This window comes from Zoogloea sp. LCSB751, from assembly GCF_002028455.1.
In the GTDB taxonomy this organism is placed as follows: Bacteria; Pseudomonadota; Gammaproteobacteria; order Burkholderiales; family Rhodocyclaceae; genus Zoogloea.
On sequence record NZ_MWUM01000007.1, the window covers coordinates 118891 to 138794 of the forward strand.

13 protein-coding genes are annotated in these 19904 nt (G+C 67.0%); 4 read left to right on the forward strand and 9 right to left on the reverse strand.

Features of this window, described 5'->3' with window-relative positions; all coding sequences use genetic code 11:
* Positions 1-30: 30 nt before the first annotated feature.
* From B4920_RS10245 to B4920_RS10255, 3 genes are all read right to left on the reverse strand, one after another.
* Positions 31-3909, reverse strand: coding sequence for a DUF3683 domain-containing protein (locus B4920_RS10245; RefSeq protein WP_079434576.1), 3879 nt, complete (start codon positions 3907-3909; stop codon positions 31-33).
* Between the two features lie 194 nt (positions 3910-4103).
* Positions 4104-5099: an SGNH/GDSL hydrolase family protein gene (locus B4920_RS10250; protein ID WP_161493275.1), complete on the reverse strand. Its 996-nt coding sequence runs from the start codon at positions 5097-5099 to the stop codon at positions 4104-4106.
* 257 nt (positions 5100-5356) lie between these two features.
* Positions 5357-5707 (reverse strand): RidA family protein, encoded by a 351-nt coding sequence (locus B4920_RS10255; RefSeq protein ID WP_079434578.1) that lies wholly within the window; start codon positions 5705-5707, stop codon positions 5357-5359.
* Between the two features lie 97 nt (positions 5708-5804).
* On the opposite strand from B4920_RS10255, the gene ilvA reads away from it, so the two are divergent.
* Entirely contained in the window at positions 5805-7325 is a 1521-nt protein-coding gene (gene ilvA, locus B4920_RS10260) for a threonine ammonia-lyase, biosynthetic (protein ID WP_079434579.1), read from the forward strand.
* 50 nt (positions 7326-7375) lie between these two features.
* Here the strand turns inward: ilvA and B4920_RS10265 are convergent, their stop codons facing one another.
* Together B4920_RS10265 and B4920_RS10270 are read right to left on the reverse strand one after the other, a co-directional pair.
* A complete protein-coding gene (locus tag B4920_RS10265) occupies positions 7376-8827 on the reverse strand; it encodes a methyl-accepting chemotaxis protein (RefSeq protein ID WP_161493276.1) in 1452 nt (483 codons plus the stop codon).
* Positions 8802-9314, reverse strand: coding sequence for a PAS domain-containing protein (locus tag B4920_RS10270; protein ID WP_079434581.1), 513 nt, complete (start codon positions 9312-9314; stop codon positions 8802-8804). Before B4920_RS10270 ends, B4920_RS10265 begins: the two co-directional genes overlap by 26 nt.
* Positions 9315-9536: 222 nt before the next feature.
* On the opposite strand from B4920_RS10270, the gene B4920_RS10275 reads away from it, so the two are divergent.
* Together B4920_RS10275 and B4920_RS10280 are read left to right on the forward strand one after the other, a co-directional pair.
* Positions 9537-10901, forward strand: a complete 1365-nt coding sequence (locus B4920_RS10275; RefSeq protein ID WP_254050899.1) for a sigma-54 dependent transcriptional regulator — start codon at positions 9537-9539, stop codon at positions 10899-10901.
* A 19-nt stretch (positions 10902-10920) separates the two neighbouring features.
* Positions 10921-13014, forward strand: coding sequence for a cache domain-containing protein (locus B4920_RS10280; RefSeq protein WP_139379483.1), 2094 nt, complete (start codon positions 10921-10923; stop codon positions 13012-13014).
* A gap of 42 nt (positions 13015-13056) precedes the next feature.
* Here the strand turns inward: B4920_RS10280 and phnE are convergent, their stop codons facing one another.
* From phnE to B4920_RS10300, 4 genes are all read right to left on the reverse strand, one after another.
* Positions 13057-13827 (reverse strand): phosphonate ABC transporter, permease protein PhnE, encoded by a 771-nt coding sequence (gene phnE, locus B4920_RS10285; RefSeq protein WP_079434583.1) that lies wholly within the window; start codon positions 13825-13827, stop codon positions 13057-13059.
* The gene (locus B4920_RS10290) at positions 13824-14645 is read right to left on the reverse strand and encodes an ABC transporter permease (protein WP_079434584.1); all 822 of its coding nucleotides are present in this window, start codon (positions 14643-14645) and stop codon (positions 13824-13826) included. The genes phnE and B4920_RS10290 overlap by 4 nt, the downstream gene beginning before the upstream one ends.
* Positions 14642-15463, reverse strand: coding sequence for a phosphonate ABC transporter ATP-binding protein (locus tag B4920_RS10295; RefSeq protein ID WP_079434585.1), 822 nt, complete (start codon positions 15461-15463; stop codon positions 14642-14644). Before B4920_RS10295 ends, B4920_RS10290 begins: the two co-directional genes overlap by 4 nt.
* A 95-nt stretch (positions 15464-15558) precedes the next feature.
* A complete protein-coding gene (locus B4920_RS10300) occupies positions 15559-16440 on the reverse strand; it encodes a putative selenate ABC transporter substrate-binding protein (RefSeq protein WP_079434586.1) in 882 nt (293 codons plus the stop codon).
* A 389-nt stretch (positions 16441-16829) separates the two neighbouring features.
* On the opposite strand from B4920_RS10300, the gene fdnG reads away from it, so the two are divergent.
* Positions 16830-19901, forward strand: a complete 3072-nt coding sequence (fdnG, locus tag B4920_RS10310) for a formate dehydrogenase-N subunit alpha (RefSeq protein ID WP_139379484.1) — start codon at positions 16830-16832, stop codon at positions 19899-19901.
* The last annotated feature ends 3 nt before the right edge of the window (positions 19902-19904 follow it).

Genomic DNA, 19904 nt, shown 5'->3' on the forward strand with positions numbered 1-19904 from the left:
GCCTCGTCGTTCTAGCCGAGCGAAAACGGCTTACAACAGCACGCGCTCGATACCACCGCTATTGGCCTTGGCGACGTAATCGGCCATCCAGTTCTCGCCGAGAATGTGCTTGGCCATCTCGACGACGATGTAGTCGGCATCCACGCCGCCGGCATCGTTGGCGTAACGCGACAGGCCCTGCAGGCAGCTCGGGCAGGAGGTGAGGATCTTCACCTGGGCGGTGGCATCGGCGCCGCGCAGCTTCTCGGCGCCCTTCTCGATCTCTTCCTGCTTGCGGAAGCGCACCTGCGTCGAGATGTCCGGGCGGGACACCGCCAGCGTGCCGGATTCCCCGCAGCAGCGGTCGGACAGATCGACCCGCGTCCCCATCAGCTCGTTGGCCACCTTGATGCCGGAATGGACCTTCATCGGGGTGTGGCAGGGCTCGTGGTACATGTAGCGGGTACCGGTGATGCCGTCGAGCTTGAGACCCTTCTCCATCAGGTACTCGTGGATGTCGAGCAGGCGGCAGCCCGGGAAGATCTTCTCGAAGTGGTACTTCTGCAGCTGGTCCATGCAGGTGCCGCAGGACACGATCACCGTCTTGATATCGAGATAGTTGAGCGTGTTGGCGACCCGGTGGAACAGCACCCGGTTGTCGGTGGTGATCTGCTGGCCCTTGTCATCCTCACCGGCCGACGACTGCGGGTAACCGCAGCACAGGTAGCCCGGCGGCAGCACGGTGGTGGCGCCAACCTGGTAGAGCATGGCCTGGGTGGCCAGGCCGACCTGGCTGAACAGACGCTCGGAACCGCAGCCCGGGAAGTAGAACACCGCGTCCGACTCGTCGCGCTTGACCTTCGGATTGCGGATCACCGGAACGATGGTGTCGTCCTCGATATCCAGCAGCGCACGGGACGTGCGCTTGGGCAGGCCGCCCGGCATCGGCTTGTTGATGAAGTGGATCACCTGGGCCTTGATGGTCGGCTTGCCGAGGGTTGCCGGCGGATGCTGGACCTGATCCTGGATCAGGCCGAGCGACTTGCCGACCGCATGGCCGAGGCGCTGGGCCTTGTAGCCGAGGCCGATCATGCCGGCGCGGATGGTCTTGATCGTCGCCGGATCGGTGGCGGTCAGGAAGGCCATCGCCGCCGCCTTGCCAGGGTTGAAGGATTTCTTACCCTGCTCGCGCAGCAGGTTGCGCATCTTGATCGACACGTCGCCGAAGTCGATGTCCACCGGGCACGGCTTCTCGCACTTGTGGCACACCGTGCAGTGGTCGGCCACGTCCTCGAACTCGGCCCAGTGGGCCAGGGACACGCCGCGGCGGGTCTGCTCCTCGTACAGGAAGGCCTCGATCAGCAGCGAGGTGCTGAGGATCTTGTTGCGCGGGCTGTACAGCAGGTTGGCGCGCGGCACGTGGGTCGAGCACACCGGCTTGCACTTGCCGCAGCGCAGGCAGTCCTTGATGTCATGGGAGATCTCGCCGATGGCGGTCTGCTCCATGATCAGGGACTCGTGGCCCATCAGGTTGAAGCTGGGCGTGTAGGCGTTGTCGAGGTTGCCGCCGCGCATCAGCTTGCCGCGGTTGAAGCGGCCTTCCGGGTCCACCTTCTTCTTGTAATCCCAGAAGTTGGCCATCTCGGCGTCGGTCAGGTAGTCGAGCTTGGTGATGCCGATGCCGTGCTCGCCGGAGATCACGCCATCCAGCGAACGAGCCAGCTCCATGATGCGGTCGACGGCCTTGTTGGCGGTCTGCAGCATCTCGTAGTTGTCGGAGTTCACCGGGATGTTGGTGTGCACGTTGCCGTCGCCGGCGTGCATGTGCAGCGCCACGAAGACGCGGCCGCGCAGCACCTGCTTGTGCAGCTTCTTGATGCCCTCGCGCACCGGGCCGAACAGCTGGCCGTCGAAGATCTTGTCGAGGCGCGGCTTGAGTTCGTTCTTCCAGCTGGTGCGGACCGAGTAATCCTGCAGGCGGTGGAACAGCTTCGGGTTGGCGGCGCGGTTGCTCAGCTCGCCGGCCACGATGCCGTAGGACACGAAGCTCGGCTCGGCCAGCTCCAGCGGCGTGTCGAGGTTGTCGAGCAGCCATTCCCAGCGCAGGCGCACCGCCTCCACGTAGTTGATGGCAGCCTCGCGGCGGTCGCCGATCAGCTCGTCGCGGGAAATGGTGGCGTCGCCGGTGTCCAGCGGCAGCTCGCCCTGCAGGTATTCCTTCAGCGCGTCGCACAGGGCCAGCTTGTTCTGCGTGGACAGCTCGATGTTGATGCGCTCGATGCCGTCGCAGTAGTCGCCCATCCGCGGCAGCGGGATCACCACGTCCTCGTTCACCTTGAAGGCGTTGGTGTGGCGGGAGATCGCCGCGGTGCGCGAACGATCGAGCCAGAACTTCTTGCGCTGCTCGGGGCTGACCGCGATGAAGCCTTCGGCGCCGCGGGTGTTGGTCATGCGGATCACTTCGGAGGCGGCGGTCATCACCGCCGCTTCGTCGTGGCCGACGATGTCGCCGATCAGCACCATCTTGGGCCGCCCGTGGCGCTTGGCCTTGGTGGTGTAGCCCACCGCCTTCACGTAGCGCTCGTCCAGGTGCTCCAGGCCGGCCAGCAGCACGCCGGCGTCATTGCCGGCGCCGCCCGGCTTGAAGTAGTCGGTGATCTCGACGATCGCCGGCACCGCCTCGCGAACCTGGCCGAAGAACTCCAGGCACACCGTGCGGGTCACCGGCGGCATCTTGTGCAGCACCCAGCGCGACGCCACGATCAGGCCGTCGGTGCCTTCCTTCTGCACGCCCGGCACACCGCCGAGGAATTTGTCGGTGACGTCCTTGCCGAGGCCGTCCTTGCGACAGGCCGCGCCCGGCATCGTCAGGACTTCCTCGGACAGCGGCTTGTAGCTCTTGGCATCGAAGCGCTTGAGGCGGAACTGGACGGTTTCCTGTTCGTGGATCTTGCCGAAGTTGTGGTTGAGGCGCTCGACCTCCAGCCAGTTGCCATCCGGCGTAACCATCTTCCACCAGGCCAGGTTGTCCAGCGCGGTGCCCCACAGCACGGCCTTCTTGCCGCCGGCGTTCATCGCGATGTTGCCGCCGATGCACGACGCGCTGGCCGAGGTCGGATCCACCGCGAAGACGCGGCCGGCCAGGGACGCGGCTTCCGACACCCGGTCGGTGACCACGCCGGCGCCGGTGCGGATGGTCGCGTAGGGCTCGCTGTGGCCGGGCAGCACCACGTCCTCGACCGGGCCCATCGAAATCAGCTTCTCGGTGTTGATGACCACCGACCTGGCATCCAGCGGCACGGCACCGCCGGTGTAGCCGGTGCCACCCCCACGCGGGATGATGGTCAGACCGAGTTCGATGCAGCTCTTCACCAGCGGCGCCATTTCCTCTTCGGTGTCCGGATAGAGGACCACGAAGGGGTACTCGACGCGCCAGTCGGTGGCGTCGGTCACGTGCGACACGCGGGCGTGGCCGTCGAAGCAGATGTTGTCCTTGCGGGTGTGGCGGGCCAGCTCGTGGCGCACCTTCTTGCGCAGCTCGGCGGTGTCGTCGAACAGCTTGGCGAAGCGGTCCACCGCAGCGTTGGCGGCCTGCACCAGGCTCGCCACCTTGGTGCTGCGCTCCGGGTCCTCGTCGCTGGATTCCTCGCGGCGCTTCTCGACCTCGTGCAGGCGATGGCGCAACGCGCCGATCAGCGCACCGAGGCGATCCCGGTTGTCGAGCAGATCGTCCTGCAGGTAGGGATTGCGCTGGACGACCCACACGTCCCCCAGCACCTCGTAGAGCATCCGCGCAGAGCGGCCGGTGACACGTTCGGTCCGCAGGTCATCCAGCGTCTGCCAGGCATCGGCACCGAGCAGGCGAATGACGATCTCGCGATCCGAGAACGACGTGTAGTTGTAGGGAATTTCGCGCAGGCGTTGGGTCATGGGACACACCGGAACCGACAGGGAAACTGCCCATTGTAACCAATGGGGAGCGAAACCGGGGCGTCAAATCAATACCTTATCGGATGTGGGGCCTTTATCCGACGGCATTCCCGGCGGAACGGCCGGCCTGAAAAAGCAGAAAGGCCGGCGCCCATCCGCCGGCCTTTCTACTCGTCGCGCCCGCCGGCGCGGGACTACAAGACAGCGCGCCGACCGTTGCGCTGGGTTGCCACCAGCAGCACCAGACCGACCCCCAGCAGCGCGACCGTGCCCGGTTCGGGAATGCCGAGCGCAGCCAGCGCGAGCACGCCAGCCCGCGTCTGAACGATCTGCGTCGGATGAATATCGTCGGCAAACACAGATTCGCTGCATGCCGGAGTACCTGGCACAAAGCACGGATACAGCGCATTGCTGAGGCCGAAACGCTGGCCGCCGGAAAGGGTATCGCCGACGACGTCGGTCAGCATGCCGAAAAGATCGAGTTCGGCGACATTCACCGCGAACACCTTGCGCAGGTTGTCGAGCGCGGTATCGAGCAGCGCATCGTAATACGCGCTGACTTCCGTTGCTGCACCGCCCTTGCCACTGAGGTTCATCCGCGGCGTCAGGCCAAGGTCCGTGATGTTGGCGATCAGGAAATTGTGCGCTCCGGAATTGATCAGGTACCCCAGCGACGTGGTCAGGTTGTTGAGCACGGTGTTCGCCGCCAGGTGACGGAAGGCGACGTCGGCCGCCGTGCTGCCACTGTTGGCGCTCACCGCATCGAGCAGATCGTTGGAGCCGATGCCGATCACGTAAAGGGCATTTGGATCGGCTACCCCGCCGGTCGTCGACGACCACTGCCCGAACACCTGTGCCAGCAACCCGGTATTGGCACCCGCATGACCGTCTGTACCTGACAGTGCGCCGCCCCAGGCGTAGTTGTTACCGCCCTGCAGCCAAGCCTTGGAGTCGGTCGCCAGGCCCAGGCCGGCCGCGACCTTCTCGGTCCACACCGGCCCGTCGGAAAAGCGCCCGTTGTAGTAGGGCGCCGGCGGGTAGGTCCCCCCCGTTGCCGTATAGACGTTGCCCGTATCCGAGAGGCTGTCGCCGAAGAAATAGACGCTGGAATAGCTCGCCTCGGCGGCAAAGCCCGTCATCGTGAAACATAGGGCGGCAAGGCCGCGGGACAGTCGCTTGGACCAGGACATGGGGTTCCCCTTATTGGTTCGAGTTCTTGGTGAAAAGCCGGTGTCGCTGGAGCATGGAAAGAATCGCTGAGGAAGACCCGCAACGACCCTTTTCATGCTGCAAAGCCCGGCGGGGCCATGCCAAGCAAATACAATACCAAGTGTGTAAAAATCCCTTTACATCAACGTTCACATTGCATTTCAGGCCTCACCCCATGCCCGTGCCGATGGCACTTGTAAAATTATTCGACACCTCCCGGCCTCCGTGGCGCACTACCTCAACAGGCCGCCTGCACTGCCACTTCCACCCGCCAGCCGGCTTTGGCCAGGCGCACCACCTGCACGCAGGCGCGAGTCGGCGCAGTACCCGGCGACAGCCAGGCGTCCCACACCGCGTTCACCGCGTCGTAATCAGCCATGTCCACCAGGTACAGGGTCGCCATCAGCAGGCGATCCTTGCCGCTGCCGGCCTGCACCAGCAGGTTTTCCAGGCTGGCCAGCATCGCCGCAGTCTGGGTCGTGATGTCGGCGTGCTCGTCCGGCGGCACCTCGACGCAATGGACGACGCCGTTGTGGATCGTGTAGTCGGAATAACGCGGCGTGGTGCCGGCGCGCTGGATGTGGGTCATGAAAAGCTCCGCAGGGTCAAAGGACGCAATGTTGCAGCGCGGCGCCTCCGGCTGCTACCCTTTGTTGCTTCCTCAGCCGAAGCAAAGGTCTTGTGTCATGAGCGCGCAGCATCCGGACTACCTCCAGAAGATCCTTACCGCCCAGGTTTACGACGTCGCCATCGAGACCCCCCTCGACCCGGCGCCCAACCTGTCGGCGCGAATTCACAACAAGATCTTCCTGAAGCGCGAGGACATGCAACCGGTGTTCAGCTTCAAGCTGCGCGGCGCCTACAACAAGATGGCCAGCCTCAGCCCGGCAGCCCTCAAGCGCGGCGTGATCTGCGCCTCTGCCGGCAACCACGCCCAGGGCGTCGCCCTGTCGGCCAAGAAGCTCGGCGCGCGGGCGGTCATCGTGATGCCCACCACCACCCCGGCGATCAAGATCGACGCGGTCAAGCGCAACGGCGGCGAGGTGGTGCTGGCCGGCGAATCCTTCTCCGATTCCTACGTCCACGCCAAGGAACTCGAAAAGGCCGAGAAACTGACCTTCGTCCATCCCTACGACGACGTGGAGGTCATCGCCGGCCAGGGCACCATCGCGATGGAGATCCTGCACCAGCATCCCAAGCCCATCCACGCGGTGTTCTGTTGCGTCGGCGGCGGTGGCCTGCTGGCCGGCGTGGCGGCCTACATCAAGCGCGTACGTCCCGACATCAAGGTGATCGGCGTCGAAACCGTCGATTCCAACGCGATGACCCAGTCCCTCGCCGCCGGCAAGCGCGTCGAGCTGGAAAGCGTCGGCCTCTTCGCCGACGGCGCGGCGGTCAAGCTGGTCGGTGAGGAGACCTTCCGCCTGTGCCAGGAATACGTGGACGAGATGATCCTGGTGGACAACGACGCGATCTGCGCCGCCATCAAGGACGTCTTCGAGGACACCCGCTCCATTCTCGAACCGGCCGGCGCCCTGTCCCTGGCCGGCGCCAAGGAATACGCCAAGCGCCACAACCTGAAGGACAAGGCCCTGATTGCCGTGGCCTCCGGTGCCAACATGAACTTCGACCGCCTGCGCTTCGTCGCCGAGAGGGCCGAAGTCGGCGAGCAGCGCGAGGCCGTACTGGCGGTCACCATCCCCGAGAAGCCGGGCTCCTTCAAGAAGTTCTGCAACCTGCTCGGCAGCCGCAACATCACCGAGTTCAACTACCGCTACGCGGATGCGCAAAAGGCCCACATCTTCGTCGGCGTCAGCGTGCACAACCGTGCCGAAGGCGGGCGCATCACCGAACTGCTGCAGCGTCACGAACTGCCGTGCCTGGACCTGACCGACGACGAGATGGCCAAGAGCCACATCCGCTACATGGTCGGCGGCCACGCCCCCCAGGCGGAAAACGAGGTGCTGTACCGCTTCGTGTTCCCGGAACGCCCGGGCGCCCTGCTCAACTTCCTCGAGACCCTGCGTTCCGACTGGAACATCAGCCTGTTCCACTACCGCAACCATGGCGCCGACTTCGGCCGCGTGCTGGTCGGCATGCAGGTGCCGCCGTCCGACCGGGAGGCCTTCCAGGGCTTCCTGGCGCGGCTCGGCTACGAGTACGTGGATGAAACCGCGAACCCGGCCTACCGGATGTTCCTCGGCTGACCACCTCCCGTTGGGGCGAATGAATTCGCCCCAACGGGAGAACGCGAAACCTAGTCCGGATGCTTCTCGGCCACCAGCCGGTCGAGCAGGTCCATCGCCTCGCGGCTGCCGGCTTCCATGTTTTCCAGCCCGTCGACGATCGCCGCCTGCAGCGCCGCATCGTGCTGCCAGTCGGCCCCCATCTGCGCCATGACCCGATGGGCCCCCTCATGCACGCGGGCATGGGGTTGTTCCAGGCGGCGGTAGGACGGCAGGCTCCCAAAGGCCTCCTGCCCCTCCCTGTCGTACCAGGTGCCGAGGCGGCACTGGTGGTGATCCATGGCCACCGCCCGCGTCGCATCCGCGTCGCAGGTCCCGTTGAGGGCCAGGTAGGTACGCTGCTTGTAGACCATGTGATCGAGCTTGAAGAGGGTCACCAGGCTCTTGTCGTGGACCCGCACCGACTCCTTCTCGGTTTCCCGCGCCGACGCGGCAAAACGACCGAAAGTCTGGGTCAGCTCACCGACCACCACCGACGAGCGCGCCGTGATCCCGCGCATTTCCCGCGCATCCTCCTCCATCGCCTCGCCGTCGCTGATCAACCCGCGCATCACCTCGCCGATGGCCTGGGACGCGCTGCGGGTCTTCTCCGCCAGCTTGCGCACCTCGTCGGCCACCACCGCGAAGCCGCGGCCCGACTCGCCAGCCCGTGCCGCCTCAATGGCCGCGTTGAGGGCCAGCAGGTTGGTCTGGTCGGAAATCTCGGTGATCAGCACCACCGCCTGGCTGACCTCCTTGCTGCGCGCGTTGAGGCCGCCGATGGCGTCCGCCACATGCACGATGCGCTCGCTGATACCCGATAGCTGGCTGACCACCTCGGCCACCGCGTGCTGGTTCTCCGCCGCCTCGGTGGCCGTCTCGGTGGCGGCGGTGGCGGCCTTGCGCATCTGCGTGGTGACCTCCAGCAGGTCGGCCTGGTTGCCGGTCAGGTTGGCGATCAGGTTGCCGGCGTTGAGCAGGCCGGCATTGCTGAGCACCCTGTTACGGGCCTGGTCGCGCAGGTGCGCGGACATGTTGGTGAGCAGCGTGTTATGGGTTTCCATCGCCTCGAACAGGCTGCCATGCAGCCCCGCCGACTGGGCCAGGCGGCTGTAGCGGCCTTCCATCTGGGCGCGGAAAGAGCTGTCGGCCTCGCGGAAATAGGCTTCCAGCTGGTCGAGCATGTCATTCAGCGCCCAGATCAGGCGGCCGATCTCGTCCTTGTCCGACACCCCGGTGACGCGATCGGCGAAATGCCCGCGACCGATCTTCTCGGCCAGCTCCACCGCCGATTGCAGCGGGGCCAGCGAGCGCCCGAACTGCCACTGCCCCCACACCGTCAGGCCCACGCCGAGCACCAGGAAGACCAGCAGCGCCGGGTGGAAACCGGTGATGAAGAACACCGTCAGCAGGGTCGCCAGCAGCAGCGCCGACTGCCCCCAGCCCACCAGGGACAGCTTAGAGTGCAAGGACGAACTGCTCATAACTCTTTCCATTCAAGACTTCAGTCAGTACCGCCGTCCCGGCGGCGATCGCATCCCGCGCGCCGGCCCGGTTCTCGGCGGCCAGCATCTCCTTGTACAGCCCGGCGGCAGCGCGGACCGCCTCAGCCCGCGGCTTGCGGCGCACCGAGGTATAGCTGACGATCCGCCGCGCCGCGTCGTAGTCCGGCGTCACCGTCGCCAGCACCCAGTAGAAGCTGCCGTCCTTGGCCATGTTCTTCACGTAGGCGATGAACTCCTGCCCCGCCGCAATGCTGTCCCACAGCAGCTTGAACGCGCTGCGCGGCATGTCCGGATGGCGGATGATGTTGTGCTGACGGCCGAGGAGTTCGGCCTCGCTGTAACCCGACAGCGCGATGAAGATCCGGTTGGCGTAGAGGATGCGCCCCTTTGGATCGGTCTTCGAAACGATGAAATCCTGCTCGCCCAGCGAACGTTCGCTGCTGGTCGGCGTCACACGCGGCTTCATGGCCTGGCACTGCCCTTCATAAGTACGGGTTCCGATACACACAGGCCCCGCCGGACGGGTGCGCAGGGCGCACATGCGGGCAGGGCCAGGGACTATGTCGGCAATTTTTACCCACACTGAAGACCGGTATTACCAAAAAGTGCATCGAAACTGGACGATCCTGCCCTGACACCGCCGCCGGACGCGTGGTTAAATCGGGCGATGACCCCGCCGCAGCCCACTTTGACCGACCCCACTACCGCCCCTCCCCCCTCCGGCCGCGAACCGGCCTGGTCGGACTACGCCGTGCTGGTCGTCGACGACGAAGCCGGCGTGCGCAACTTCCTCGAACGCGCGTTGCGCGCCCGCGGCTGCCGCGTGGACACCGCAGGCTCCGCGGAGGAAGGCATGGAGCGCCTGCAGCAGCACCACTTCGATGCCATCGTGCTGGACATCGCGCTGCCCGGCCGCTCCGGCATGGAATGGCTGCGCAGCCTGAAGAACGACGGCTTCGCCGGCGACGTGATCCTGATCACCGCCTTCGCCGACATCGAGACCGCCATCGACGCGCTGCGTGCCGGTGCCTCCGACTTCGTCCTCAAGCCCTTCCGCGTGGACCAGATCATCAACTCCCTGCAGCGCTGCTTCGAGCGCGCCCGCCTCGACCGTGAGAACTTCGTGCTGCAGCGCCAGGTAGCCGGCCTCGGCGGGCTGGTGGATGGCATGGTCGGCCACTCGGAGGCGATGCGCCGCCTGTCGGAGCTGATCCACCGCGTCGCCCCGACCCCGTCCACGGTGCTGATCCTCGGCGAATCCGGCGTCGGCAAGGAAGTCACCGCCCGCGCGCTGCACCAGATGAGCCCCCGCGCCGAACGCTCCTTCGTGCCCCTCAACTGCGCCGCGGTGTCCGCCGAGCTGATGGAGAGCGAACTGTTCGGCCACGTGCGCGGCGCCTTCACCGGCGCCCGCGAAGCGCGCCGCGGCCTGTTTCACTACGCCAACGGCGGCACCCTGTTCCTCGACGAGATCGGCGAACTGCCGCTGGCCATGCAGACCAAGCTGCTGCGCGTGCTGGAAGAACGGCGCATCCGTCCAGTGGGCAGCGAGGCCGAAGTGCCGGTGGACGTCCGCGTGGTGGCCGCCACCAACCGCGACCTGCGCGCCGAAGTGGCCGCCGGGCGCTTCCGCCAGGACCTGTTCTACCGCCTGGAAGTCGTCACGCTGGCGATTCCGCCGCTGCGCGAGCGCCGCGAGGACATCGCCGAGCTGGCCGTGCATTTCAACGCCCAGCTGGCCAGCCGCCTGGGCCTGCCGCCGCTGCCCCTCAGCCAGGCCGACCTGGCCCGGCTGGCCGCCTACGCGTGGCCCGGCAACGTGCGCGAGCTGCGCAACCTCATCGAACGCTCGCTGATCCTCGGCGGCCTGCCGGCTGACAGCCAGGCGCCGGGCTTCGTCGAGCCACTGCCGCTGAGCCTGGCCGAAGTCGAGAAGCGCCACATCCTCGCCGTCCTCGACCAATGCGGCGGCAACCGGGCCCGCGCCGCCACGCTGCTCGGCGTATCCCGCAAAACCATAGACCGCAAGGCCGTCGAATGGGGCCTGGCCTGAAACCCACCCCGGCACGCCGATGATCCGCCGCGTCCTCGCGCGCTTCGCCGGCTCGGTCCGCGCCAAGCTGCTGGCCATGGTGCTGGCGCCGCTGTTCCTCGGCGTGCCGATCCTGCTCGGTCTGGTGTGGCTGTGGGGCAACGACGGCTATCACCGCCTGCTCAGCTACAAGGTCGGCTCCGACCTGGTCACCGCCCATGAATACTTCGGCCGCATGCAGCACACGGTGGCGGTGGATCTCGGCGCCGTGGCCGGCTCCCAGCGCCTGTCCCAGGCCATGGCCGCCGACACGCCGGCAGCCCTCGCCGCCTACCTCGACGACGCGCGCCGCCAGGCCGGGCTGGATTTCCTGTTCCTGCTCGATACCCACGGCCGGCCGCTCGGCCGCCAGCTGCCCGCTCACCTGCCCCGCGCCCGCCGCACCAGCTGGCCGGTGGTCACCGCCGCGCTGGCTGGCTCCGCCTTCACGGCCATCGACGTGTTCGACGCCGACCACCTCACCGCCATCGACCCGGCCCTCGCCCAGCGCTGCCGCCTGCCGCTGCTGCCCACCCCCAATGCGGCGCCGGACAAACGCAGCGAAGAGACCCGCGGCCTGCTGATCCACACCGCAATCCCGGTGCGCGACGGCCGCGACCGGCTGGTCGGCGTGCTCGAAGGCGGCGTGCTGCTCAACGGCAACACCAGCCTGGTGGACAGCCTCAACACCATCATCTATCGCGACGGCACCCTGCCGCTGGGCAGCCAGGGCACCGCCACGCTGTTCCTCGGCGACACCCGCATCGCCACCAACGTGCGCCTGTTCGGCGAACGGCGCGCCCTCGGCACCCGCGCCTCCCAGGCGGTGCGCAAGCACGTGCTGAGCGACGGCAAGACCTGGCTCGACACCGCCTTCGTGGTGAACGACTACTACGTGTCCGGCTACGAGCCGGTGGTGGACAGCTTCGGCGAGCGGGTCGGCATGCTCTACGTGGGTTTCCTCGAAGCGCCGTTCAGCGTCGCCATGCGCAACGCGCTGCTGACCCTGTTCGTGGTCTTCCTCGGCGTCAGCCTGGCCGGCAGCGTGCTGTCCCTGCGCTGGGCCCGCAGCATCTTCAAGCCGCTCGAAAAGGTGAACGCAACGATCCGCCGCATCGGCGCCGGCGACGCCGAGGCCCGCGTCGGCCCGGTCGCCAGCCGCGACGAGATCGGCCTGCTCGCCGCCGCCTTCGACGAACTGCTCGACAACCTGGCCGCCCGCCGCGCCGAACTGCAACGCTGGGGCGACGAGCTCGACCGCAAGGTGGCCGAGCGCACCCAGGCCCTGCAGGAAGCCCTGGCGACCCTCGAACAGGCCCGCCGCCACCTGGCGATGACCGAGAAGCTGGCCGCCATCGGCGAGCTCACCGCCGGCGTCGCCCACGAGATCAACAACCCGGTGGCGGTCATCCAGGGCAACCTCGACGTACTGAAGGAAATCCTCGGCCCCGCCGCCGAACCGGTGCGCGAGGAAATCCGCCTGATCCACGAGCAGACCCACCGCATCTGGCTGATCGTCACCAAGCTGCTGCAGTTCGCGCGGCCCGGCGAGTTCGCCGGCTACAGCGAAGCCATCGACCCCGCCCCGGTGATCGCCGACTGCCTGGTGCTGACCCGCCACAACCTCGACCGCCGCCACATCGCCGTGCAGGTGGACAACGCCGCCAGCTGCCGCGTCGAGGTGAACACCGGTGAACTCCAGCAGGTGCTGATCAACCTGATCGTCAATGCCATCCAGGCCATGCCCGACGGCGGCACCCTCAGCATCGCCACACGCGATTGGGCCGACGAGCACGGCGACACCCAGGGCGCCAGCATTGCCGTCTGCGACACCGGCCACGGCATCGCCGCCGAAGACCTGTCGCGCATCTTCGACCCCTTCTTCACCACCAAGAAGGGCTCCGGCACCGGCCTCGGCCTGTCGATCAGCTACGCCATCGTCGAACGCTACGGCGGCCACATCGAAGTCAGCAGCAGCCCCGGCGAAGGCGCCTGCTTCACCATCCACCTGCGCCGCGAGGCCCGCTACGCCGACACCCCGTCAGCACCCGGCTTCACCGCCCGGCGGATCGAGCCAGGCAACGCACCGCACTGACCCGCGACAGCAGGCCCCAACGCCTGCCCTGCCGATACAGCCCTAGGCGCTCGCCCGCCGCAGCCAGGCGCTGGCGCCATCCACGGCGACCGCCATCGCCAGCATCGCAAGGATCACCGTGCTGGCCTCGGCTTCGTGGAACAGGGACAGGCTGAAGTAGAGCAGCGCACCGAGCCCGCCGGCGCCGACGAAACCGAGGATTGCCGCCATGCGGATGTTCATCTCCCAGCGGTACAGCGCATAAGCCAGCCACTGGGCGGCGACCAGCGGAAAGGTGCCGTAAAGGAAGGCCGCCAGCGACGGCGCGCCGCTGCCGGCGAGCGCTTCCGCCGGCGCCGGTGGAGTGTTCTCCAGCGCCTCGGCGAACAGGCGGCCGAGCACGCCGGTGGTATGCAGTGCCAAAGCCAGCGTGCCGGCGAAGGGCCCGAGGCCGGCGGCCAGCACCATCAACGTGGCCCACACCAGCTCCGGCACCGAGCGCAGCAGGTTGAGGACAAAACGCGCCGCCACCTGCCCGGCCACGCCATGGCGCCCGGCCGCCGGCAGCGCCAGCACGGCGCCCGCCACCGCCGCCAGCACGGTGCTGACGAGAGAGATCGCCAGCGTCTCCAGCGCCGCCCAACCCACCTTGGCGAGAAAGGCCGGCCCCAGCTCGGGCGGGAAGAAGCGCCCGACGAAATCGACAATCTCCCCCGCCGCCGCGCCGGCGAACAGCGCGCCCAGCGGCATGTCGAGATAGGCGAAGCTGCCGGCCACTGCCGCGATGACCAGCACCACGGCCAGCAGGCCGCCGAAGGACACCCCAGCCCTCATGCCAGCCTCCGCCGCAGCAGTTCCGACAGGCCGTCGGCCGCCACCACCAGCACCAGGAAGGTCGCCAGGATGCTGGCCGCCTCGCCGCCGTTGAGCATCTTCATCGACTGATCCATCAGCTGGCCGAGCCCACCGGCACCGACGAAGCCCATCACCACCGACGCGCGCACCGCGCATTCCCAGCGATAGACGGTGTAGGACACCAGCTCGCTCGCCGCATTCGGCAGCAGGCCATAACACAGTGCCGCCAGGCGGCCGCTGCCGGCCTCCAGCAGCGCGCGGGCCGGGCGGGCATCGGCCGATTCGAGGATCTCCCCATACACCTTGCCGAGCATGCCGCCGTAGGTGATGCCCAGCGCCAGCACGCCGGCCGCAGCACCGAGGCCGAAGACGCGCACGAACAGCAGCGCCCACACCAGCTCCGGCACGCCGCGCAGCACGGCCAGCAGCGCCCGCGCCACGGCGCGCAGCAGCTGGCCGATCCAGCCGCGCCGGCCCGGCCCCAGGCGGGCGATGGACAGGCTGCGGGTCAGCACCAGGCCCAGCGGCACCGCCAGCAGGATGGACAGCGCGATGCCAGCAGTGGCCATCGCCAGCGTCTCGACGGTGGCTTTGCCGAGCAGGGACAAAAAGTCCGGCGAGGTTTCGGGCGGCAGGAAGCCGGCCAGGAAATTGCCCATCGCCGTCAGGTTGCCGGCCTCGAACAGCGCCGCCGGGTGGAAATCGGTAAGGCGCAGCAGCGGCCACAGCAGCACCAGGGCCACCAGAGTCCAGCCCAGCCGCGGCAGCGCGGCCGGATCGCGTACGGCGGTGCTCATGCGCAGCGCAGCGGCGGCAGCTCGCCGGCAGTTTCGGCCGGCTCAGGCGCGCGCAGGCCACCCGCCAGCGGCAGCCCGCCTTCGGCGGCATACAGCTCGCGCAGCAAAGCATCGCTGACCTGCGCCGCCGGCAGGTCGAACAGGATCGCGCCTTCCTTCACGCCGACCACCCGCGGGAAATGGCGCAACGCCAGGTCCACCGCATGCAGGCTGGCCACCAGCGTGACGCCGCGGCGGGTCGCCTCTTCGTTGAGCAGTGAGATGGTGAGCTCCGACAGGGCCGGGTCCATCGCCGACACCGGCTCGTCGGCCAGCAGCAGGTCCGGCTGCTGGTACAACACGCGGGCCAGCGCGACCCGCTGCTGCTGCCCGCCGGACAGGCGGTCGCAACGCTCATACAGGCGCTCGGCGAGATCCAGGCGGGCCAGCGCAGCGCGGGCGCCGTTCGGGTCCACTGGCAACACCAGCGAGGCGAGGGATTTCCACAGCGGCCACTGGCCGAGGCGGCCAGCCAGCACGGCAGTCACCACCCGCTGGCGCGGCGGGATCGGCGGCGACTGGTGCACCAGACCGATGCGCGCGCGCAGGCGGCGCAGCGCGGCCGGCGCACAGGCCCAAGGCTCGCCGTCGAGCAGGGTCACCCGCCCCTCGCCGGGGCGCAGGGACGCCGCCAGCACCCTGAGCAGCGTCGTCTTTCCGGCACCGGACGCGCCGATCAGCGCCACCCGTTCGCCCGGCGCAATGCGCAGGTCGATGCCGCGCAGCGCACGGAAACCGTTGGCGTGGGTCAGCCCGACGCCTTCGAGGGAAAAACCCATGGTGATCCTCATGGCCGCCGGCCAGCGCCAAGGCGGACAGCAGGAGCGGCTTCACCCGCCCCCACGGCCTGCCTCGACCCGGCCGGCGTGCGGCCTTACTTCAGCAGGCCGGCCGCGTGGGCAGCCGCTTCGATGCCCTTGTAGTTCTCCGCCTTGGTGGGGATGAACTTGCTGGCGCGCTGCAGGGCCATGATTTCCTTATGCGCCGGGTTGGCCGGGTCGAGCTTCAGGAAAGCCTGAGCGATCTTGGCCTGGATCTTCGGATCCAGGTCGCCGCGCACCGTCCAGTTGTAGTCGAAGTAGGTCGGCGTGGTGGCGAAGACGTGCACCTTGGCGGTATCCACTTTCTTCTGCTCGACCAGCTTGTCCCACACCGAGGCGTTCAGCACGCCGGCGTCCACCTTGCCGGCCTGCACGAAGGCCACGGTGGCGTCGTGGGCGCCGGAGAAGGCCACGTTCTTGAAGTCCTTGTCCGGGTTGAGGCCTTCCTGGCTCAAGAAGTAGCGCGGCATCAGGTGGCCGGAGGTGGACGACGGCGCGCCGAAGGCGAAGGTCTTGCCCTTCAGGTCGGCGAAGCTCTTGATGTTGTCGTTGGCGGTGATGAATTTCGACGTGAACTTCGAGTCCTCGACCCGCTGCACCAGCGGCACGGCGGTACCGTTGGTGCGGATCTTGGCCTGCACGAAGGTGAAGCCGCCCAGCCAGGCCAGGTCGAGCTTGCGCGTGGCCAGCCCTTCGACGACGGCGGCATAGTCGGTCACCGGCACGAAGCTGACCTTCATTCCGGTCTCGTGCTCCAGGTAGGCGCCGAGGGGCGCGAACTTGCGTTGCAGCTCGGTGGGCGCCTCGTCGGGAATCGCCGACACGCGCAGCACGTCTTCGGCGTGGGACACGGCCGGCAGGCCGGCGACGGCGGACAGGGCAGAAACGGCACAGGCGCGCAGCAGCGCGCGCCGGGAAAACGGCACGGAAGGCATGAATGGCTCCTCAATACGGCGTCCAGCGGACACCAGCCGCCGGGACGGGGGAGGACGGCCCCGGCTTGATGGGCGGGCTGGCAGCACGCCATCCCGCGGAAAAACCCAAAGCGGTGCACAGACCGCGGGGCGGACTATAACGAGCGGGAAGGGATCAGTGAAGGGGCTGAGAACCTCGCAGGAAGCCTGCAGCGACGCGGATTCCCGGACGTCATCGGGGCTTGCTGCAGCGCAGATGGACATTTTGTCCAGCGGGTGGACAGAATGTCCCGGGAAAGCGCGAAAAAGACTTTCAAGTCCTTGATTCCTCTCGGACCCAAGCCTGGCGCAGGGATTGCAGTGTGTACAGACGCTCTGTTTTCACAACAACCGGAGGAGGAAGAGTCATTATGCAACTCTCACGGCGCCAGTTCTTCAAGGTAGCGGCGGGGGGCTTGACCGGCTCGAGTCTGGTCGCGATGGGCTTCTCGCCCACCGCGGCCCTCGCCGAAGTCCGCACTTTCAAGCTCGCGCGCACCACCGAAACGCGCAACACCTGTCCGTACTGCTCGGTCGGGTGCGGCATCATCATGTACAGCCTGGGCGACGGGGCCAAAAACGCCCACGCCGAGATCATCCACATCGAGGGCGACCCGGACCATCCGGTCAACCGCGGCACCCTGTGCCCGAAGGGCGCCGGCCTGCTCGACTTCGTGCACAGCAAGAACCGCCTGAAATTCCCGGAAGTGCGCGAGCCGGGCAGCAAGGAATGGAAACGCATCGGCTGGGACGAGGCCTTCGGCCGCATCGCCAAGCTGATCAAGGAAGACCGCGACGCCAACTTCATCGCCAAGAACGCCGACGGCGTGACGGTGAACCGCTGGCTGAGCACCGGCTTCCTCGCCGCCTCCGCCTCCAGCAACGAATCCGGCTACATCACCCACAAGGTGGTGCGCAGCCTGGGGATGCTCGCATTCGATAACCAAGCGCGTGTCTGACACGGCCCGACGGTGGCAAGTCTTGCCCCGACGTATGGCCGTGGCGCCATGACCAATCACTGGACCGACATCAAGAATGCGGACGTGATCCTGATCATGGGCGGAAACGCCGCCGAAGCCCACCCCTGCGGCTTCAAATGGGTGACCGAAGCGAAGGCCAAGAACAAGGCCCGCCTGGTCGTCGTGGACCCGCGCTTCACGCGGTCTGCTGCGCTGGCCGACCTGTACGCGCCGATCCGCACCGGCACCGACATCGCCTTCCTCGGCGGGGTGATCAACTACCTGATCACCAACGACAAGGTGCACATGGACTACATCAAGTCCTACACCGACATAAGCTTCCTCGTGAAGGAGGAATTCGCCTTCGCGGACGGCTTCTTCACCGGCTACGACGCCGACAAGCGCAAGTACGACAAGGCCAGCTGGGAATACCAGATGGGCGAGGACGGCTACGTCAAGACCGACCCGAGCCTGCAGGACCCGCACTGCGTGTGGAACCTGATGAAGGCCCACTTCAGCCGCTACACGCCCGACGTGGTCGAGCAGATCTGCGGCACGCCGAAGGCCAAGTTCCTGCAGGTGGCCGAGCTGCTCGCCTCCAGCCACACGCCGGACCGGGTGATGACCATCCTCTACGCCCTCGGCTGGACCCAGCACAGCGTTGGCTCGCAGATCATCCGTACCGCGGCGATGATGCAGTTGCTGCTCGGCAACATCGGCCGGGCCGGCGGCGGCGTGAATGCCCTGCGCGGCCACTCCAACATCCAGGGCCTCACCGACCTGGGCCTGCTGTCCAACCTGCTGCCTGGCTACATGACCCTGCCCGGCGAAAAGGAAACCGACTACGAGCAGTACATCGCCAAGCGCGCGCCGAAGCCGATGCGCCCGGGGCAGATGTCCTACTGGCAGAACTACGGCAAGTTCCACGTCAGCCTGATGAAGGCCTGGTACGGCGCGGCCGCCACCAAGGAGAACAACTGGGCCTTCGACTACCTGCCCAAGCTGGACAAGACCTACGACGTGCTGCAGGTCTTCGAGCTGATGCATCAGGGCAAGATGAACGGCTATGTGGCGCAGGGCTTCAACCCGCTGAACTCCTTCCCGAACAAGGCGAAGGTCGGCGCGGCGCTGTCCAAGCTGAAGTTCCTGGTCATCATCGACCCGCTGGCCACCGAGACCTCGGAGTTCTGGCAGAACCACGGCGAGTTCAACGACGTGGATCCGGCCAAGATCCAGACCACGGTGTTCCGCCTGCCGTCCACCTGCTTCGCGGAGGAAGACGGGGCGATCATCAACTCCGGCCGCTGGCTGCAATGGCACTGGAAGGGCGCCGAACCCCCCGGCGAAGCCAAGGGCGACCCAGAGATCATGGCCGGCATCTTCCTGCGCCTGCGGGAGATGTACAAGAAGGACGGCGGCGCCTTCCCGGACCCGATCCTCAACCTCACCTGGCCCTACAAGGTGCCCCACGAGCCGTCCGCCGAAGAGCTGGCCAAGGAGTACAACGGCAAGACCTTCGCCGACCAGCTCGACTCGAAGGACCCGACCAAGGTCGTCAAGAAAGCCGGCGAGCTGCTCGACTCCTTCGCCCAGCTGAAGGACGATGGCTCTACCGCGTCGGGCTGCTGGATCTTCACCGGCGCGTGGACCGAGAAGGGCAACATGATGGCCCGGCGCGACAACGCCGATCCGTACCAGAACGGCCAGACCCTCGGCTGGGCCTTCGCATGGCCGGCCAACCGGCGCATTCTCTACAACCGCGCCGCCGCCGACCCGTCCGGCAAGCCGTGGGACCCGAAGCGCAAGCAGGTCTGGTGGGATGGCGCCCAGGGCAAATGGGTAGGTTCCGACGTGCCCGACTTCAAGGTGGACTCCGCCCCCGAGGACGGCATGAGCCCCTTCATCATGAACCCCGAAGGCGTGGCCCGCTTCTTCGCCCGCGGCATGATGAACGAAGGTCCGTTCCCCGAGCACTACGAGCCCTTCGAGACGCCGATCGGCATCAATCCGATGCACCCGAACAACCCCAAGGCCACGTCCAACCCGGCCGCACGGGTGTTCAAGGGCGACATGGAAGCCTTCGGCAAGGCCAAGGAGTTTCCGTACGCGGCCACTACCTACCGGCTCACCGAGCACTTCCACTACTGGACCAAGCACGTCGAGTCCAACGCCATCATCCAGCCAGAGCAGTTCGTCGAGATCGGCGAGGCGCTGGCCGCGGAGAAGGGCATCAAGGCCGGCGACAAGGTCAAGGTCAGCTCCAACCGCGGCTACATCAAGGCGGTGGCGGTGGTGACCAAGCGCATCCAGCCCCTCAAGGTCGACGGAAAGATCGTCCACCACGTCGGGATTCCACTCCACTGGGGTTTCAAGGGGGTGGCCAAGAACGGCTTCATCACCAACACCCTGACGCCTTTCGTGGGAGACGGAAACACCCAGACGCCGGAGTTCAAGTCCTTCCTGGTCAACGTCGAGAAAGCCTGAGGA

What these genes read in the sequence shown, in the direction of transcription:
- B4920_RS10245 (WP_079434576.1), bottom strand. Translation starts at nt 3,909, where the DNA reads ATGACCCAACGCCTGCGCGAAATTCCCTACAACTACACGTCGTTCTCG.
- B4920_RS10250 (WP_161493275.1), bottom strand. Translation starts at nt 5,099, where the DNA reads ATGTCCTGGTCCAAGCGACTGTCCCGCGGCCTTGCCGCCCTATGTTTC.
- B4920_RS10255 (WP_079434578.1), bottom strand. Translation starts at nt 5,707, where the DNA reads ATGACCCACATCCAGCGCGCCGGCACCACGCCGCGTTATTCCGACTAC.
- ilvA (WP_079434579.1), top strand. Translation starts at nt 5,805, where the DNA reads ATGAGCGCGCAGCATCCGGACTACCTCCAGAAGATCCTTACCGCCCAG.
- B4920_RS10265 (WP_161493276.1), bottom strand. Translation starts at nt 8,827, where the DNA reads ATGAGCAGTTCGTCCTTGCACTCTAAGCTGTCCCTGGTGGGCTGGGGG.
- B4920_RS10270 (WP_079434581.1), bottom strand. Translation starts at nt 9,314, where the DNA reads ATGAAGCCGCGTGTGACGCCGACCAGCAGCGAACGTTCGCTGGGCGAG.
- B4920_RS10280 (WP_139379483.1), top strand. Translation starts at nt 10,921, where the DNA reads ATGATCCGCCGCGTCCTCGCGCGCTTCGCCGGCTCGGTCCGCGCCAAG.
- phnE (WP_079434583.1), bottom strand. Translation starts at nt 13,827, where the DNA reads ATGAGGGCTGGGGTGTCCTTCGGCGGCCTGCTGGCCGTGGTGCTGGTC.
- B4920_RS10290 (WP_079434584.1), bottom strand. Translation starts at nt 14,645, where the DNA reads ATGAGCACCGCCGTACGCGATCCGGCCGCGCTGCCGCGGCTGGGCTGG.
- B4920_RS10295 (WP_079434585.1), bottom strand. Translation starts at nt 15,463, where the DNA reads ATGGGTTTTTCCCTCGAAGGCGTCGGGCTGACCCACGCCAACGGTTTC.
- B4920_RS10300 (WP_079434586.1), bottom strand. Translation starts at nt 16,440, where the DNA reads ATGCCTTCCGTGCCGTTTTCCCGGCGCGCGCTGCTGCGCGCCTGTGCC.